Genomic DNA, 16,025 nt, shown 5'->3' with positions numbered 1-16,025 from the left:
ACGCTAAGGCGTCTTATCAGGCCTACAGGTTGCGTCGTTCTATCGGTATTGCTTGAGTACCGCACGACCCAACGTCAGGATCTGCATTTCGTCAGAACCACCAGAAACACGGTCAACGCGCAGGTCACGCCAGAAACGCGTGATGCGGTGGTTGCCCGCGATACCAACACCTCCCAGTACCTGCATGGCGGTGTCTACCACCTCGAACGCGGCGTTGGCGCAGAAGTATTTACACATTGCCGCGTCACCCGAAGTAATGGTGCCGTTATCCGCTTTCCATGCGGCTTCCAGCAGCATGTTTTTCATGGAATTCAGTTTGATCGCCATGTGCGCGAACTTCTCCTGGATCAGCTGGAAACGGCCGATCGTTTCGCCAAACTGTACGCGTTGGTTGGCATAACGCGCTGCGTCTTCAAAAGCACACATTGCCGTACCGTAGTTGGTCAGCGCGACGAGGAAGCGTTCATGGTCAAACTCTTCTTTCACACGGTTGAAGCCATTACCTTCCCGACCGAACATGTCTTTCTCGTCCAGTTCAACGTCATCAAAGGTGATTTCACAGCAGCTATCCATGCGCAGACCGAGTTTCTCCAGTTTGTTGACCTTGATACCCGCCTTGCTCATGTCAACAAACCACTCGGTATAAACAGGTTTATCCGGCGATGCACCATCTCTCGCCATCACTACGATGTACGGGGTATAGGCGCTACTGGTGATAAAGCACTTACTGCCATTAAGATAAACCTTACCATTTTTGCGTGTATAAGTGGTTTTCAGACTGCCAACATCCGATCCCGCTCCCGGTTCTGTGATCGCCGAGTTCCACATCTGCTTACCGGTCCCCTGGAACGCCATGATTTTATCAATTTGCTCTTGGGTACCTTCACGCAGAAAAGTGTTAAAACCGCCTGGTAATTGGTACAACACGTAAGTCGGTGCGCCAAGACGTCCGAGTTCCATCCAGACGGCGGCAACGGTGACAAAACCGGCTTCCAGCCCGCCGTGTTCTTCCGGGATCAACAGGCTATCGATGCCCATATCCGCCAGCGCTTTTACAAAACGCTCAGGGTAGACGCTGTCGCGATCGCACTCGGCAAAATAAGCTTCCCAGTTCTCACTGGCCATCAGTTCACGAATACCGGCGACAAACAGTTCCTGCTCGTCATTTAAGTTGAAATCCATCTTTCAGCCTCTTGATCAATTGGGTTAATAAGAATTACTTGTCTTTCCAGTGCACTTTGGCGTCTTTAATAAAGGACAGCGTCACCATGATGTTGACGAAGAACAGCGGACATCCCCCGGCGATAATTGCGGTCTGAATGGGCTTCAACCCACCCAGCGCCAGCAGAACGATGCCGATGACGCCGACCAGAACGGACCAACCGATACGCACCAACAGCGGCGGTTCTTCACCATCACGAACTTCGCGACAGGTGGACATCGCCAGGGTGTAGGAGCAGGCGTTAATTAGCGTGACGGTGGCAATAAAGCAGAGGATAAAGAATCCCCACATGGTGGCGGTGCTAAGCGGTAAAGCAGCCCAGGTTTCGATAATGGCGCGCGCCACGCCGTGTTGTTCAATCAACTGTGGGATGTTGAGAATGTTTTTATCCATCAGCAGCAGCGTGTTGCTGCCAAGGACGGTCCACAGGATCCAGGTCGAAGCGGTCAGGCCCAGTACCATCCCGAAACACAGTTCACGTACGGTACGACCACGAGAAATACGCGCCAGGAAGATACTCATCTGGATGGCGTAAATGACCCACCACGCCCAGTAGAAAACAGTCCAGCCCTGCGGGAAGCCGCCTTTGCCGATGGCATCGGTATAGAACAGCATGCGTGGCAGATGCATCAGCAGCATGCCGACCGAGTCGGTGAAGTAGTTCATGATGAAGCTGGCGCCGCTGACGATAAACACCCAGCCGAGCATCAGGAAGCTCAGGTAACTACGTACGTCGCTGGCGATCTTGACCCCTTTTTGCAGGCCGCAGGCCACGCAAATGGCGTTCAATATGATCCAGCAGGTAATGATGATGGCGTCGAGTTGCAGCGTATGCGGAATACCGAACAGCCATTGCATACACTCGGTTACCAGCGGGGTAGCGAGACCGAGGCTGGTGCCCATCGCGAAGATCAGCGCCACCAGATAGAAGTTATCGACGATGGTGCCGAACAAGCCCTTAGCATGCTTCTCGCCAACTAACGGCACCAGTGTGGAACTGGGGCGGATAACGTCCATTTTGCGTACAAAGAAGAAGTAGGCGAACGCGACTGAAAGGAAGCTGTAGGTCGCCCACGGCAGCGGTCCCCAGTGGAACAAGCTGTACGCCAGAGCTATCTCTTTTGCGCCAACGGAGTTGGGGGCGAGAGCAAACGGCGGGGTAGAGATATAGTAGTAGATCTCGATGGAACCCCAGAACAGCACCGCGGCGGATGTACAGGAAGCGAACATCATAAAAATCCAGCTGGCGGTACTAAACTCAGGTTTTTCGTCGCCTAATTTCTTTTTCGAATACGGGCCAAAGACCAACCAGAACCAACCGAAGAGCATGACGACCATATACCATTCGAATGCCCAACCCCAGACGTTGGTGACATAACTGAATACCGCATTAATAACGACGTTAGCGGCATCAAGATCTCTTACTGTTAGCCAACAAAGTATCCCAACAATTATTAATGGCGGAAAAAAAACCTTCGGTTCAATTCCCGACTTTCTCTTTTCATTTTTCATAAGTGAATTCCAGTGTGAAAACGAAATTTATTTAGCGTGCCCGTATGTGATTGTTTGTTTATTTGTTATTAATGATTTGTTGATAACTTTTTAACCTCTGGGGCGCCTCAGTGAGTAACTCATAATGGGTATTCACTTCCGGCTATTCTGTTATCTGTGTCACACTTTTTTATGCTAGTTATTTTGTCTGAAAATCCAAATAATTCTTTTATTAATCATAATGTTAATGTTGATTTTTTAACTTTTTTAAGTGACTGGCGTTCAATATTGTTGAACCAGCAAACAATATTGAAAATTTTCGTAATTGACATGTTTCTTTCAATATTGGTGAGGTGCATAACACTATTGAAAATTACGAATATCAATGTGTGACATTTTCAATATTGGTGATTAATGTTTTATTTCCGAATTAAAGAGCGTGATATCTGTATTTAACACCGCCGATATAAATACGTTTCCTTCATGATTTCTGGAGATGCAATGAAGATAATTACTTGCTACAAATGCGTACCTGATGAGCAGGATATTGCGATTAATAATGCTGATGGAACACTCGATTTCAGCAAAGCAGATGGCAAAATCAGCCAATATGATCTGAATGCGATCGAAGCGGCTTGCCAGTTAAAACAGCAGGTGGGAGAGGCTCAGGTTGTGGCTATGAGCGTCGGCGGCAAAGCGCTGACCAATGCAAAAGGGCGCAAAGATGTGCTCTCCCGTGGCCCTGATGAACTGATTGTTGTCATTGACGATCAATTTGAACAGGCGCTGCCGCAACAAACCGCCACTGCGCTGGCTGCCGCCGCACAAAAATCAGGTTTTGATCTGCTTATTTGCGGCGACGGTTCTTCCGATCTTTATGCTCAGCAGGTTGGTCTGCTGGTGGGCGAAATGCTGAACGTGCCGGCGATTAACGGCGTGAGTAAAATCCTCTCTCTTACCGACAGCACGCTGACGGTAGAGCGTGAACTGGAAGATGAAGTTGAAACCCTGAGTATCCTGCTTCCGGCGGTTATCGCGGTTTCTACTGACATCAACACCCCTCAAATCCCTTCCATGAAAGCCATTCTTGGCGCGGCGAAAAAACCGGTTCAGGTCTGGTCGTCTGCGGACATTGGGCTGAACGGCGCGCAAGCGTATTCCGAACAACAGGTTGCCGCACCGAAGCAGCGCGAGCGTCAGCGCGTTGTGATTGAAGGTGACGGTGAAGAACAGATTGCCGCGTTTGTCGAGAATCTTCGCAAAATCATTTAATTATCAGGGGATGTTATGAACAAATTTTCCAGTGTCTGGGTATTCAGCGATACCCCTTCTCGTCTGCCGGAACTGATGAATGGTGCGCAGGCTTTAGGTGAAAACGTTAACACGTTTGTGCTCAGCGATGAGGACAGCGCGGCGGCATGCCATTTAGGTGCGGATCATGTCTGGCTGCTCAGCGGCAAACCAGAAGACCGTATGGTTGAAGACTACGCCGATGCGATGGCCGAAACCATTCGTCAGCACAGCGAGGGCGGCGCGGTGCTGCTGCCGAATACGCGTCGGGGCAAGCTGTTAGCAGCAAAGCTGGGCTTTCGCTTGTCGGCTGCGGTTTCAAACGACGCCAGCGCAGTCGAAGTACAGGACGGAAAAGCGGCGGTCAAACATATGGTCTACGGCGGCCTGGCGATGGGAGCAGAAACAATCGCTTCACCGTTTGCTGTGATCACACTCAGCAGTGGAACGTTTGACGCGCAGCAACCGGATACCGCTCGCAGCTGCGAGGTGCACACCGTCCAGTGGCAGGCTCCGGCTATCGCCGTGACCCGTACGGCCACTCAGGCGCGTCAGAGCAATAGCGTTGATCTCGACAAAGCCCGTCTGGTGGTCAGCGTGGGACGCGGTATTGGTAGCAAAGAAAATATCTCGCTGGCCGAAGCGCTGTGCCAGGCGATTGGCGCTGAGCTGGCCTGTTCCCGTCCAGTGGCGGAAAACGAGAAGTGGATGGAGCACGAACGCTACGTCGGCATTTCCAACCTGATGCTCAAACCAGAACTGTACCTGGCCGTGGGGATCTCCGGGCAGATCCAACATATGGTCGGCGCCAACGGCGCGCAGACGATTTTCGCCATCAACAAAGATAAAAATGCGCCGATCTTCCAGTACGCAGATTTTGGCATCGTTGGCGATGCGCTGAAGATCCTGCCTGCGCTGACGGCGGCTCTGGCGCGTTAAACCATTCGGGCAGGATGCGAAAGTATCCTGCCACTGACAGGAGTACGTATGTCCGAAGATATCTTTGATGCCATCATCGTGGGTGCAGGTCTGGCCGGTTCGGTTGCGGCGCTGGTGCTGGCTCGGGAAGGTGCACAGGTGCTGGTCATCGAGCGCGGCAATTCTGCTGGCGCGAAGAATGTCACCGGTGGGCGCATGTATGCCCATAGCCTGGAACGCATCATTCCCGGCTTTGCTGAGCAGGCCCCCATTGAACGCATCATCACCCACGAAAAACTCGCCTTTATGACCGACAAAGGGGCGATGACCATCGACTATTGCAATGGTGAAGAGGCTGCATCGTCGCAGGTTTCTTATTCCGTCTTACGCAGCAAATTTGACGCCTGGCTGATGGAGCAGGCCGAGGAGGCGGGAGCCCAGCTTATCACCGGTATTCGGGTGGATAACGTTGTGCAGCGCGAAGGCAAAGTCGTGGGTGTGGAAGCCGACGGCGATATTCTGGAAGCCAAAGTGGTGATCCTCGCTGACGGGGTGAATTCTTTGTTGGCAGAAAAACTGGGCATGGCAAAGCGCGTTGAGGCATCGCATGTTGCCGTTGGCGTAAAAGAACTGATCGAATTGCCAAAATCGGTGATTGAAGATCGTTTCCAGTTACAGGGGAACGAAGGCGCAGCCTGCCTGTTTGCCGGTTCGCCAACCGATGGGTTGATGGGCGGGGGCTTCCTCTATACTAATGAAACGACCCTTTCTCTGGGGCTGGTCTGCAGTCTTCATCATCTGAAAGATGCTAAAAAATCGGTCCCACAAATGCTGGAAGATTTCAAACAGCATCCGGCGGTTGCCCCACTGATCGCTGGTGGCAAGCTGGTGGAATATGCCGCGCACGTCGTACCGGAGGCCGGTATGAATATGCAGCCTGAACTGGTGGGTGACGGAGTGCTGATTGCCGGTGATGCTGCCGGAATGTGTATGAACCTCGGCTTTACCATCCGCGGTATGGATCTCGCCATATCCGCAGGCGAAGCGGCCGCGAAAACGGTGCTTTCCGCGATGAAGCGCGACGACTTCAGCAAGCAGTCGCTGGGCGAATACCGTCAGCATCTCGATGATGGTCCAATGCGCGATATGCGTATGTATCAGAAGCTTCCCGCTTTCCTAGATAACCCACGCATGTTTACCGCCTATCCCGAAATGGCGGTCAGCATCGCGCGCGACCTGTTCACCGTAGATGGCTCTGCTCCGGTGCCAATGCGCAAAAAAATCCTGCGTCATGCGAAGAAAGTGGGCTTCATCAACCTGATGAAAGATGGCCTGAAAGGAGTGACCGTATTATGACATCTCCCGTCAATGTGGACGTCAAACTGGGCGTCAATAAGTTTAATGTGGATGAAGACAGCCCGCACATCATTCTCAAAACCGATCCTGATAAACAGGCGCTGGAAGTACTGATTAAGGCCTGTCCGGCCGGACTGTATAAAAAGCAGGACGACGGCAGCGTTCGTTTTGATTACGCCGGATGCCTGGAGTGCGGAACGTGCCGCATTCTCGGACTTGATACAGCGTTGGAAAAATGGGAATACCCGCGCGGGACATTTGGCGTGGAGTTTCGCTACGGCTAATAAGTACGAGGTTGTGCACCCGTAGGTCGGATAAGACGCGGTAGCGTCGCCATCCGGCAATCATGTGGCGCCAATGCCGGATGGCGGCGTAAACGCCTTATCCGGCCTACAGATGACGCTTTGCCCGTGTTGAAACAGGAAGTCGCTATGCAGCAGCCCAGGAACTTTGATGACATCAAATTTACCTCTATTCACCGCCGGATAATGCTGTGGGGAAGCGGTGGGCCATTTCTGGATGGTTATGTGCTGGTGATGATTGGCGTGGCGCTGGAACAGCTCACGCCAGCATTGAAACTGGACGCACAGTGGATTGGTCTGTTGGGCGCCGGCACGCTCGCCGGTCTGTTTGTGGGGACGTCGCTGTTTGGCTACATTTCCGATAAGGTCGGGCGGCGCAAAATGTTCATCATCGATATTATCGCCATTGGCGTGATATCGGCGGCAACCATGTTTGTTTCCTCGCCCGTTGAGCTGTTGGTGATGCGCGTGTTGATCGGCATTGTGATTGGTGCCGATTATCCGATTGCTACCTCGATGATTACCGAGTTCTCCAATACCCGCCAGCGCGCTTTCTCCATCGGTTTTATCGCCGCGATGTGGTATGTCGGCGCCACCTGTGCCGATCTGGTCGGTTACTGGTTGTATGATGTTGAGGGCGGATGGCGCTGGATGCTGGGCAGCGCGGTTATCCCTTGTATTTTGATCCTGATTGGGCGCTTTGATCTTCCTGAATCGCCGCGCTGGCTGCTGCGTAAAGGTCGGGTGAAAGAGTGTGAAGCGATGATGATCAAACTGTTCGGCGAACCGGTGGTGTTCGACGAAGAGGCGCCGCAAGAAACTCGCTTCCTGCAGCTCTTTAACCGCCGTCATTTCCCGTTTGTCCTGTTTGTTGCCGCTATCTGGACCTGTCAGGTGATCCCGATGTTCGCCATTTATACCTTTGGTCCGCAGATTGTTGGACTGTTGGGGCTCGGCGCCGGGAAAAGCGCTGCGTTGGGCAATGTGGTGATAAGCCTGTGCTTTATGCTGGGGTGCATTCCGCCCATGTTCTGGCTCAATAGTGCGGGCCGCCGACCGCTGTTGATTGGCAGCTTCATTATGATGACGCTGGCGCTGGCCGTGCTGGGGTTAATTCCTGATATGGGGGCGTGGCTGGTGGTGCTGGCGTTTGCCGTGTACGCGTTTTTCTCGGGGGGACCGGGAAACCTGCAGTGGCTATACCCAAACGAACTGTTCCCTACCGATATTCGCGCGTCTGCTGTCGGAGTGATTATGTCCTTAAGCCGCATCGGCACCATTGTTTCAACCTGGGCACTGCCGGTGTTCATTACCAAATATGGGATCAGTAATGTCATGCTGATGGGCGCAGGAATTTCGCTGATTGGCCTGCTGGTGTCCATCGCTTTCGCCCCGGAAACGCGAGGTCTGACGCTGGCGCAAACCAGTCAAATGACGATTCGCAGTAAGCCCGTGACCAGGGCGAGTTATTAGGAGTGTTCTGTATTTTCCCTGCAACTCAGTCAGTTAGCCTACAGTTAACTGGGTATATCACTGAAAACAACTGAAAAGCAGGGAGAACACCATGCAAAAACATATCCTGATCACCTCAATTTTTACCGCAGCAGCACTATTTACCGTAGCCGGTTGTTCCTCAAACCAGGCGGTTAAAACCACCGATGGCAAAACAATCGTCACTGACGGCAAACCGCAAGTCGATGATGATACTGGCCTGGTGTCGTATAAAAATGCGCAAACGGGTAAGACGGAACAGATTAACCGCGATCAGGTTAAGGATATGAGTGAACTTGATAACTAGTTCAGTTTTCTCCATTCAGCCACTCAATAATATTGACTGTTAGCCTGCGGATTAACTGACTAAACTCACTGTTATTACAATAATGCAGTGAAACAGGCTAATCATGATCCTCATCATTTATGCGCATCCCTATCCGCAGCACTCGCATGCGAATAAGCGGATGCTTGAACAGGCAAGGACGCTGGAGGGCGTGGAGATCCGCTCGCTCTACCAGCTCTACCCCGACTTCAATATCGATATTGCCGCTGAACAGGATGCGCTGGCACGCGCTGATTTGATCATCTGGCAGCATCCGATGCAGTGGTACAGCACACCTCCATTACTCAAGCTGTGGATGGATAAAGTCCTTTCGCACGGCTGGGCGTATGGCCATGGCGGTACTGCGCTGCACGGTAAACATCTGCTGTGGGCGGTGACGACCGGCGGCGGTGAAAACCACTTCGATATTGGCTCCCATCCCGGATTTGATGTGCTTTCTCAACCCTTACAGGCGACGGCACTTTATTGTGGTCTCAAATGGCTACCGCCGTTTGCGATGCACTGTACGTTTATCTGTGATGATGAAACCCTGCAAGCGCAGGCGCGTCACTACAAACAGCGTCTGATGGAATGGCAGGAGGCACACCATGGATAGCCATACGCTGATACAGGCGCTGATTTATCTCGGATCGGCGGCACTAATTGTCCCCATCGCCGTACGGCTGGGGCTTGGGTCGGTGCTGGGGTATCTCATCGCCGGGTGCATTATCGGACCCTGGGGTTTGAGGCTGGTGACGGACGCCGAATCCATCCTGCATTTTGCGGAGATTGGCGTGGTGCTGATGCTGTTTGTTATCGGTCTGGAGCTGGATCCGCAACGTTTGTGGAAACTGCGAGCCTCGGTGTTCGGCGGCGGTGCGCTACAGATGGTAGTCTGCGGCGGTTTGATTGGTGTGTTCTGTATGTTCCTCGGCCTGCGCTGGCAGGTAGCGGAACTGATCGGCATGACGCTGGCGCTTTCCTCTACAGCCATCGCTATGCAGGCAATGAATGAACGTAACCTGATGGTTTCGCAAATGGGCCGCAGCGCGTTTGCCGTGCTGCTGTTCCAGGATATCGCGGCCATTCCACTGGTGGCGATGATCCCGTTACTGGCGGCGAGCGGTGCATCGACTACGCTTGGGGCGTTTGCATTGTCTGCCCTTAAGGTAGCGGGCGCACTGGTGTTGGTGGTGGTGTTGGGGCGTTATGTCACACGTCCGGCCTTGCGTTTTGTCGCCCGTTCGGGCCTGCGGGAAGTGTTCAGTGCCGTTGCGCTGTTCCTCGTGTTTGGCTTCGGTCTGCTGTTGGAAGAGGTTGGATTGTCGATGGCGATGGGGGCATTCCTGGCCGGGGTGCTGCTGGCGAGCTCTGAGTATCGCCACGCGCTGGAAAGTGACATTGAGCCGTTTAAAGGACTGCTGCTGGGACTATTCTTCATCGGTGTGGGGATGTCTATCGACTTTGGTACGCTGATTGATAATCCCTTACGCATTATCATTTTGCTGGTCGGTTTCCTGGTTATCAAAACCGTCATGCTGTGGTTGATAGCGAAACCGTTGCAGGTGCCGAACAAGCAGCGTCGCTGGTTTGCCGTATTATTAGGACAGGGCAGTGAGTTTGCCTTTGTGGTGTTTGGCGCGGCGCAAATGGCAAATGTGCTCGATCCTGACTGGGCGAAATCGCTGACGCTGGCGGTGGCGTTGTCGATGGCGGCTACGCCGATTTTGCTGGTGATTTTGACGCGTCTGGAAAAATCGGCGACTGAGGAAGAGCGGGAAGCCGATGAAATCGATGAGGAACAACCTAGGGTGATCATCGCCGGGTTTGGGCGATTTGGCCAGATAACCGGTCGTTTGCTGTTGTCGAGCGGGGTCAAAATGGTGGTTCTTGATCATGACCCGGACCATATCGAAACGCTGCGTAAATTCGGGATGAAGGTTTTCTATGGCGACGCGACCCGGATGGATCTGCTGGAGTCTGCCGGGGCGGCGAAAGCTGAAGTCATTATTAATGCCATTGACGATCCGCAAACCAGTCTGCAATTAACCGAAATGGTTAAAGAGCATTTCCCGCATCTGCAAATTATTGCTCGTGCGCGCGACGTGGATCATTACATCCGCCTGCGCCAGGCGGGCGTGGATATGCCGGAACGTGAAACCTTTGAAGGTGCATTGAAGACCGGACGTCTGGCGTTGGAAGGTCTCGGGCTTGGGCGCTATGAGGCACGTGAGCGGGCTGACGTATTCCGCCGATTCAATACCATGATGGTAGAGGAGATGGTGAGAGGGGAAAATGACGCGACTTCCCGCGCGGCCGTTTATAAACGCACCAGCGCAATGCTGAGTGAAATTATTGCGGAAGATCGTCAGCACTTATCGTTAATTCAACGCCATGGCTGGCAAGGCACGGATGAAGGTAAGCATACGGGCGACGTCGCCGATGAGCCGGAAGTGAAACCGTCAGCATAGGGTAAAAAATGTGATGTTCTGCAAACTTTACTGCTAATTGACTGTTTTTGAACTACTGTAATGCTGGCGTACCACCTTAAATAGGTCGGTTCGCCAGCAGAACGGAAAATTTTCCTGTTCATCCTCTTTCCGCCAGTCGACGAAAGATTGCGCTTTCCGTATAGTGGCGACAATTTTTTTGTATCCGGGAAATATTCAATGATCAGTCTGATTGCGGCGTTAGCGGTAGATCGCGTCATCGGTATGGAGAACGCCATGCCGTGGAACCTCCCTGCCGATCTCGCCTGGTTTAAACGTAATACCTTAAACAAGCCGGTTGTCATGGGACGCCACACCTGGGAATCCATCGGGCGACCGTTACCTGGGCGTAAAAATATCGTCATCAGCAGTAAGCCAGGCACCGACGATCGCGTGCAGTGGGTGAAGTCTGTGGATGAAGCAATTGCGGCCTGCGGCGATGAACCTGAAATTATGGTAATTGGCGGTGGGCGTGTGTATGAGCAGTTCCTGCCAAAAGCGCAGAAACTGTATCTGACGCACATTGATGCGGAAGTGGAAGGGGATACGCATTTCCCGGACTACGAACCGGATGACTGGGAGTCGGTGTTCAGTGAATTCCACGATGCCGACGCGCAAAACTCTCACAGCTACTGCTTCGAGATTCTGGAACGTCGTTAATACTGTAAGTGCCGGATGGCGGTGAAACGCCTTATCCGGCCTACTTTTGTGCCAGATGTAGGCCTGATAAGCGTAGCGCCATCAGGCATAAACCTATCAGGCGTTGACCGCTTCGCCAGGATCCAGATTCAGATGGCGATTTGACGGCTGCACGAAGTACTGTTTGTCTTCCCAGCGCAGACAGGTGAGATCGCCTCCCCAGCAACACCCCGTATCCAGCGCGTAAATGCCTTCTGGCGTGCCTTTACCCTCCAGCGATGCCCAGTGCCCGAATGCAATGCTGTACGCTTCACTGACAGGTCCAGGAATGGCAAACCACGGCTTCAGCGGGGCAGGTGCGTCTTCTGGTGACTCTTTGCTGTACATATCCAACTGACCGTTAGGGAAGCAGTAACGCATGCGGGTAAAGGCGTTGGTAATAAAACGCAGGCGCGCCAGCCCGGTCAGTTCCGGGGTCCAGTTATTGGGCATGTCGCCGTACATCGCATCAAGGAAGAAGGGATACGAGTCGCTCGACAGCACGGCTTCAACATCGCGAGCACAGTCTTTTGCCGTCTGCAGGTCCCACTGTGGGGTGATACCGGCATGCGCCATTACCAGCTTCTTCTCTTCGTCTACCTGCAACAGCGGTTGACGGCGGAGCCAGTTAAGTAATTCGTCGGCATCCGGTGCTTCGAGCAGCGATGTGACCCTGTCTTTAGGTTTATTACGACTGATACCGGCGAATACGGCCAGCAGGTGTAAATCGTGATTACCCAATACTAACCGCACGCTGTCGCCCAGTGATTTCACGTAGCGCAAAACGTCCAGCGAGCCCGGTCCACGAGCGACCAGATCGCCGGTGAGCCATAGGGTGTCTTTTTCGGAATTAAAGTCTACCTGATGCAGCAAGGCTACCAGTTCATCGTAACAACCGTGAACGTCGCCAATAAGGTATGTCGCCATAGTTATTGTTTTAATGAATGAGTGTTGGAACGGCGAGTCGGAATACGGGAATATCGATGGTAAAGGCGATGCCTTGTTCATCGATCATTTCGTAATGACCCTGCATGGTGCCCAGCGGTGTTTCAATCACCGCACCGCTGGTGTACTGGTACTCTTCGCCGGGTTCGATGTGGGGCTGGACGCCAACCACGCCTTCACCCTGAACTTCGGTTTCGCGGCCATGACCATTAGTGATCAACCAATAACGCCCCAATAGCTGCACAGGCGCTCGCCCCAAATTGCGGATAGTTACGGTGTAAGCAAAAACGTAACGTTCATCATCAGGTGAGGATTGCGCCTCAATGTAGACGCTTTGTACCTGAATGCACACTCGGGGCGAATTGATCATGTTTAACTCTCCTTCGATGGCGCGTCTTCTGACAGATAGTTAGCCATCCGGCAGTATTGCGCGACAGAGATATTTTCCGCTCGCATCGCCGGATCAATGCCCAGCTCTGTCAGTACTTCAACGCTAAACAGGTTGCCGAGACTGTTACGTACCGTTTTACGGCGCTGATTAAACGCTTCGGTGGTAATACGGCTCAGCACACGAACATCTTTAACCGGGTACGGCATCGTCGTATGAGGGACCAGACGCACAACGGCTGAATCAACTTTAGGCGCTGGCGTAAATGCGGAAGGCGGTACTTCAAGTACCGGGATCACATTGCAGTAATACTGCGCCATGACGCTTAATCGACCATACGCTTTACTGTTTGGCCCTGCAACCAGACGATTGACCACCTCTTTTTGCAACATGAAATGCATGTCGGCAATGGCATCAGTATAGGAAAAAAGATGGAACATGAGCGGCGTGGAGATGTTGTACGGCAGGTTGCCGAATACGCGCAGCGGCTGTCCCATCGTTTGTGCCAGTTCGCCGAAGTTCATGGTCATGGCATCTTGCTGATAAATCGTCAGCTTAGGCCCTAAAAACGGGTGTGTCTGTAGGCGTGCTGCCAGATCGCGGTCGAGTTCAATGACCGTGAGCTTGTCCAGACGTTCGCCTACTGGTTCGGTCAATGCCGCCAGACCCGGGCCGATTTCGACCATAGCCTGACCTTTCTGCGGGTTGATAGCAGAGACAATACTTTCGATCACAAACTGATCGTTGAGGAAGTTCTGCCCGAAACGTTTACGGGCTAAATGGCCCTGATGGACTCGATTATTCATTGGTATTAACAATCATTTTGATGGCGAGATTAAGCGCCGTAATAAAACTGCCGACATCTGCTTGTCCACGGCCCGCGAGTTCAAGTGCGGTGCCGTGATCGACGGATGTGCGAATAAAGGGCAGGCCCAGCGTGATATTCACACCGCGACCAAATCCCTGGTATTTTAGCACGGGGAGACCCTGATCGTGGTACATTGCCAGCACGGCATCCGCGTGGTCGAGATATTTGGGCTGAAACAGCGTATCTGCGGGCAGCGGACCGTTTAATTTCATTCCCTGCGCACGCAGTTCATCGAGTACCGGAATGATGGTATCTATCTCTTCCGTTCCCATATGACCGCCTTCACCAGCATGCGGGTTAAGACCGCACACCAGAATATGCGGATCGGCAATGCCGAACTTGGTGCGTAAATCATGATGCAAAATGCCGATCACTTCCTGAAGCAGGGCGGGCGTAATGGCGTCGGCAACGGCTCTGAGCGGCAAATGCGTGGTTGCCAGGGCAACGCGCAGCTCTTCGGTCGCCAGCATCATAACAACTTTCTTTGCCTGTGAGCGCTCTTCAAAAAACTCGGTATGTCCGGTAAACGGGACGCCAGCGTCATTGATAACGCCCTTGTGAACCGGGCCGGTGATCAGCGCCGCAAACTCACCTTGCAGACAACCATCGCAGGCGCGAGCCAGCGTATCCACCACATATTGCCCGTTTTCTACCGCCAACTGACCCGCGACAACAGGTGCCCGCAGCGCAATCGGTAACAGCGTCAATGTGCCTGCTGATTGCGGTTTGGCTGGGGTATCTGGAGAGTATGGGAGGAGTGAAAGCGGTAAACCGAGCATCGCTGCCCGGTCATTGAGGAGTGCTGCATCCGCACAGACAACGAGTTCTACAGGCCACTCGCGCTGGGCGAGTTGAACCACCAGGTCCGGGCCAATCCCGGCGGGTTCGCCGGGAGTGATAACAACGCGTTGAGCACGAGTCATTAGTTGCTCAGAACTTTAACGTAAGCGCTGGCGCGCTGTTCCTGCATCCAGGTTGCTGCTTCTTCCGAGAATTTACGGTTCATCAGCATACGGTAAGCTCTGTCTTTCTGCGCTGCGTCAGTTTTATCAACGTTACGCGTATCCAGCAGTTCGATCAGATGCCAACCGAAAGAGGAGTGCACCGGGGCGCTCATCTGCCCTTTGTTAAGTTTGGTCAGCGCATCGCGGAAAGCAGGGTCGAAAATATCCGCTGCAGCCCAGCCCAGATCGCCGCCCTGGTTGGCAGAGCCTGGATCCTGAGAAAACTCTTTAGCGGCTGCCGCGAAGGTAGTTTTACCGCTCTTAATATCTGCCGCGATTTGTTCCAGCTTCAGACGCGCCTGCTGATCGGTCATGATCGGCGACGGCTTAAGCAGAATGTGGCGAGCATGAACTTCAGTCACGGAGATGCTCTGGCTTTGGCCACGCATATCGTTGACTTTCAGGATGTGGAAGCCGACACCGGAACGAATTGGGCCAATGATATCGCCTTTTTTCGCAGTGCTTAACGCCTGGGCAAAGATACCCGGCAGCTCCTGAATACGTCCCCAACCCATCTGACCGCCTTTCAGCGCCTGCTGGTCAGCGGAATAAGTAATAGCCAGTTTTCCGAAATCACTACCGTTGCGCGCTTCATCAACAACAGAGCGCGCCTGGCTTTCAGCTGCGTTAACCTGGTCGGACGTTGGGTTTTCCGGTAATGGGATCAGAATGTGGCTCAGGTTCAGCTCGGTGCTGGCATCGTTTTGGTTGCCTACCTGCTGCGCCAGGGCATCCACTTCCTGAGGCAGGATAGTGACGCGACGGCGAACTTCGTTGTTACGCACTTCAGAGATGGTCATCTCTTTGCGGATCTGGCTACGATAGGTTGAATAGCTTAAGCCATCCTGTGCCAGACGGCTGCGCATCTGATCCAGCGTCATGTTGTTCTGCTTGGCGATGTTGGCAATAGCCTGATCCAACTGCTCGTCAGAGATTTTCACCCCCATCTTCTGACCCATTTGCAGGAGGATTTGATCCATGATCAAACGTTCCAGGATCTGATGACGCAGCGTGGCGTCATCCGGTAATTGCTGACCTGCCTGACCTGCATTCAGTTTTACTGACTGCATTAAGCCATCGACGTCGCTTTCCAGAACGACGCCGTTATTGACGACGGCTGCGACTTTATCGACTACCTGTGGGGCAGCGAAACTGGTATTCGCGATCATGGCGATACCGAGAAGCAGCGTTTTCCAGTTCTTCATACTTTTTCCATTTCAATTAACCGCAATGCGGATTACGTTGTAAATCAATCAGA

The 16,025-nt window shown here is 53.0% G+C and carries 16 protein-coding genes; 9 read left to right on the top strand and 7 right to left on the bottom strand.

Translation table 11 applies throughout. The features are described from left to right. Window positions 1–39: 39 nt before the first annotated feature. Window positions 40–1,182, bottom strand: a complete 1,143-nt coding sequence (gene caiA, locus IB222_RS19270) for a crotonobetainyl-CoA dehydrogenase (RefSeq protein ID WP_003018898.1) — start codon at window positions 1,180–1,182, stop codon at window positions 40–42. 34 nt (window positions 1,183–1,216) lie between these two features. Beyond that, window positions 1,217–2,734 (bottom strand): L-carnitine/gamma-butyrobetaine antiporter, encoded by a 1,518-nt coding sequence (gene caiT, locus IB222_RS19265; protein ID WP_003829695.1) that lies wholly within the window; start codon window positions 2,732–2,734, stop codon window positions 1,217–1,219. Between the two features lie 480 nt (window positions 2,735–3,214). Here caiT and IB222_RS19260 point away from each other — a divergent pair, with 480 nt between their 5' ends. From IB222_RS19260 to folA, 9 genes are all read left to right on the top strand, one after another. Next, window positions 3,215–3,985, top strand: a complete 771-nt coding sequence (locus IB222_RS19260) for an electron transfer flavoprotein FixA (protein ID WP_149281227.1) — start codon at window positions 3,215–3,217, stop codon at window positions 3,983–3,985. Between the two features lie 15 nt (window positions 3,986–4,000). After that, entirely contained in the window at window positions 4,001–4,942 is a 942-nt protein-coding gene (locus tag IB222_RS19255) for an electron transfer flavoprotein subunit alpha/FixB family protein (RefSeq protein WP_149384471.1), read from the top strand. A 48-nt stretch (window positions 4,943–4,990) separates the two neighbouring features. Beyond that, complete coding sequence (locus tag IB222_RS19250; protein WP_149384470.1) at window positions 4,991–6,277, top strand: FAD-dependent oxidoreductase; 1,287 nt, start codon at window positions 4,991–4,993, stop codon at window positions 6,275–6,277. Further along, window positions 6,274–6,561 carry a ferredoxin-like protein FixX gene (gene fixX, locus IB222_RS19245; RefSeq protein WP_000203736.1) on the top strand — a complete coding sequence of 96 codons (288 nt, stop codon included), beginning with the start codon at window positions 6,274–6,276 and terminating at the stop codon, window positions 6,559–6,561. The genes IB222_RS19250 and fixX overlap by 4 nt, the downstream gene beginning before the upstream one ends. Window positions 6,562–6,708: 147 nt before the next feature. After that, on the top strand, window positions 6,709–8,052 hold the full coding sequence (locus IB222_RS19240) for an MFS transporter (protein WP_003829621.1): 1,344 nt from the start codon (window positions 6,709–6,711) through the stop codon (window positions 8,050–8,052). Window positions 8,053–8,143: 91 nt separating this feature from the next. Further along, window positions 8,144–8,377, top strand: coding sequence for a YgdI/YgdR family lipoprotein (locus IB222_RS19235; protein ID WP_003018880.1), 234 nt, complete (start codon window positions 8,144–8,146; stop codon window positions 8,375–8,377). 103 nt (window positions 8,378–8,480) lie between these two features. Further along, window positions 8,481–9,011: a glutathione-regulated potassium-efflux system oxidoreductase KefF gene (gene kefF / locus IB222_RS19230; protein WP_003829618.1), complete on the top strand. Its 531-nt coding sequence runs from the start codon at window positions 8,481–8,483 to the stop codon at window positions 9,009–9,011. Then, window positions 9,004–10,866 carry a glutathione-regulated potassium-efflux system protein KefC gene (gene kefC, locus IB222_RS19225; protein ID WP_149384469.1) on the top strand — a complete coding sequence of 621 codons (1,863 nt, stop codon included), beginning with the start codon at window positions 9,004–9,006 and terminating at the stop codon, window positions 10,864–10,866. The genes kefF and kefC overlap by 8 nt, the downstream gene beginning before the upstream one ends. A 198-nt stretch (window positions 10,867–11,064) precedes the next feature. Continuing rightward, window positions 11,065–11,544, top strand: a complete 480-nt coding sequence (gene folA, locus IB222_RS19220; protein WP_003018873.1) for a type 3 dihydrofolate reductase — start codon at window positions 11,065–11,067, stop codon at window positions 11,542–11,544. A gap of 96 nt (window positions 11,545–11,640) precedes the next feature. On the opposite strand, the gene apaH is transcribed toward folA, so the two are convergent. From apaH to surA, 5 genes are read right to left on the bottom strand one after another with little or no spacing between them, the layout of a single operon-like run. Next, window positions 11,641–12,489 (bottom strand): bis(5'-nucleosyl)-tetraphosphatase (symmetrical) ApaH, encoded by an 849-nt coding sequence (gene apaH, locus IB222_RS19215; RefSeq protein ID WP_003829612.1) that lies wholly within the window; start codon window positions 12,487–12,489, stop codon window positions 11,641–11,643. 10 nt (window positions 12,490–12,499) lie between these two features. Beyond that, entirely contained in the window at window positions 12,500–12,877 is a 378-nt protein-coding gene (gene apaG / locus IB222_RS19210; protein WP_003018867.1) for a Co2+/Mg2+ efflux protein ApaG, read from the bottom strand. A gap of 2 nt (window positions 12,878–12,879) precedes the next feature. Further along, window positions 12,880–13,701: a 16S rRNA (adenine(1518)-N(6)/adenine(1519)-N(6))-dimethyltransferase RsmA gene (gene rsmA, locus IB222_RS19205; protein ID WP_149384468.1), complete on the bottom strand. Its 822-nt coding sequence runs from the start codon at window positions 13,699–13,701 to the stop codon at window positions 12,880–12,882. Continuing rightward, window positions 13,694–14,686, bottom strand: a complete 993-nt coding sequence (gene pdxA / locus IB222_RS19200; protein WP_126319277.1) for a 4-hydroxythreonine-4-phosphate dehydrogenase PdxA — start codon at window positions 14,684–14,686, stop codon at window positions 13,694–13,696. Before pdxA ends, rsmA begins: the two co-directional genes overlap by 8 nt. After that, window positions 14,686–15,972, bottom strand: coding sequence for a peptidylprolyl isomerase SurA (gene surA / locus IB222_RS19195; RefSeq protein WP_003829603.1), 1,287 nt, complete (start codon window positions 15,970–15,972; stop codon window positions 14,686–14,688). The genes pdxA and surA overlap by 1 nt, the downstream gene beginning before the upstream one ends. Window positions 15,973–16,025 lie beyond the last annotated feature (53 nt).

This window comes from Citrobacter sp. C13 (assembly GCF_014596815.2).
Taxonomy (GTDB): domain Bacteria; phylum Pseudomonadota; class Gammaproteobacteria; order Enterobacterales; family Enterobacteriaceae; genus Citrobacter; species Citrobacter portucalensis.
This window is presented reverse-complemented; position numbering and strand designations above follow the sequence as displayed.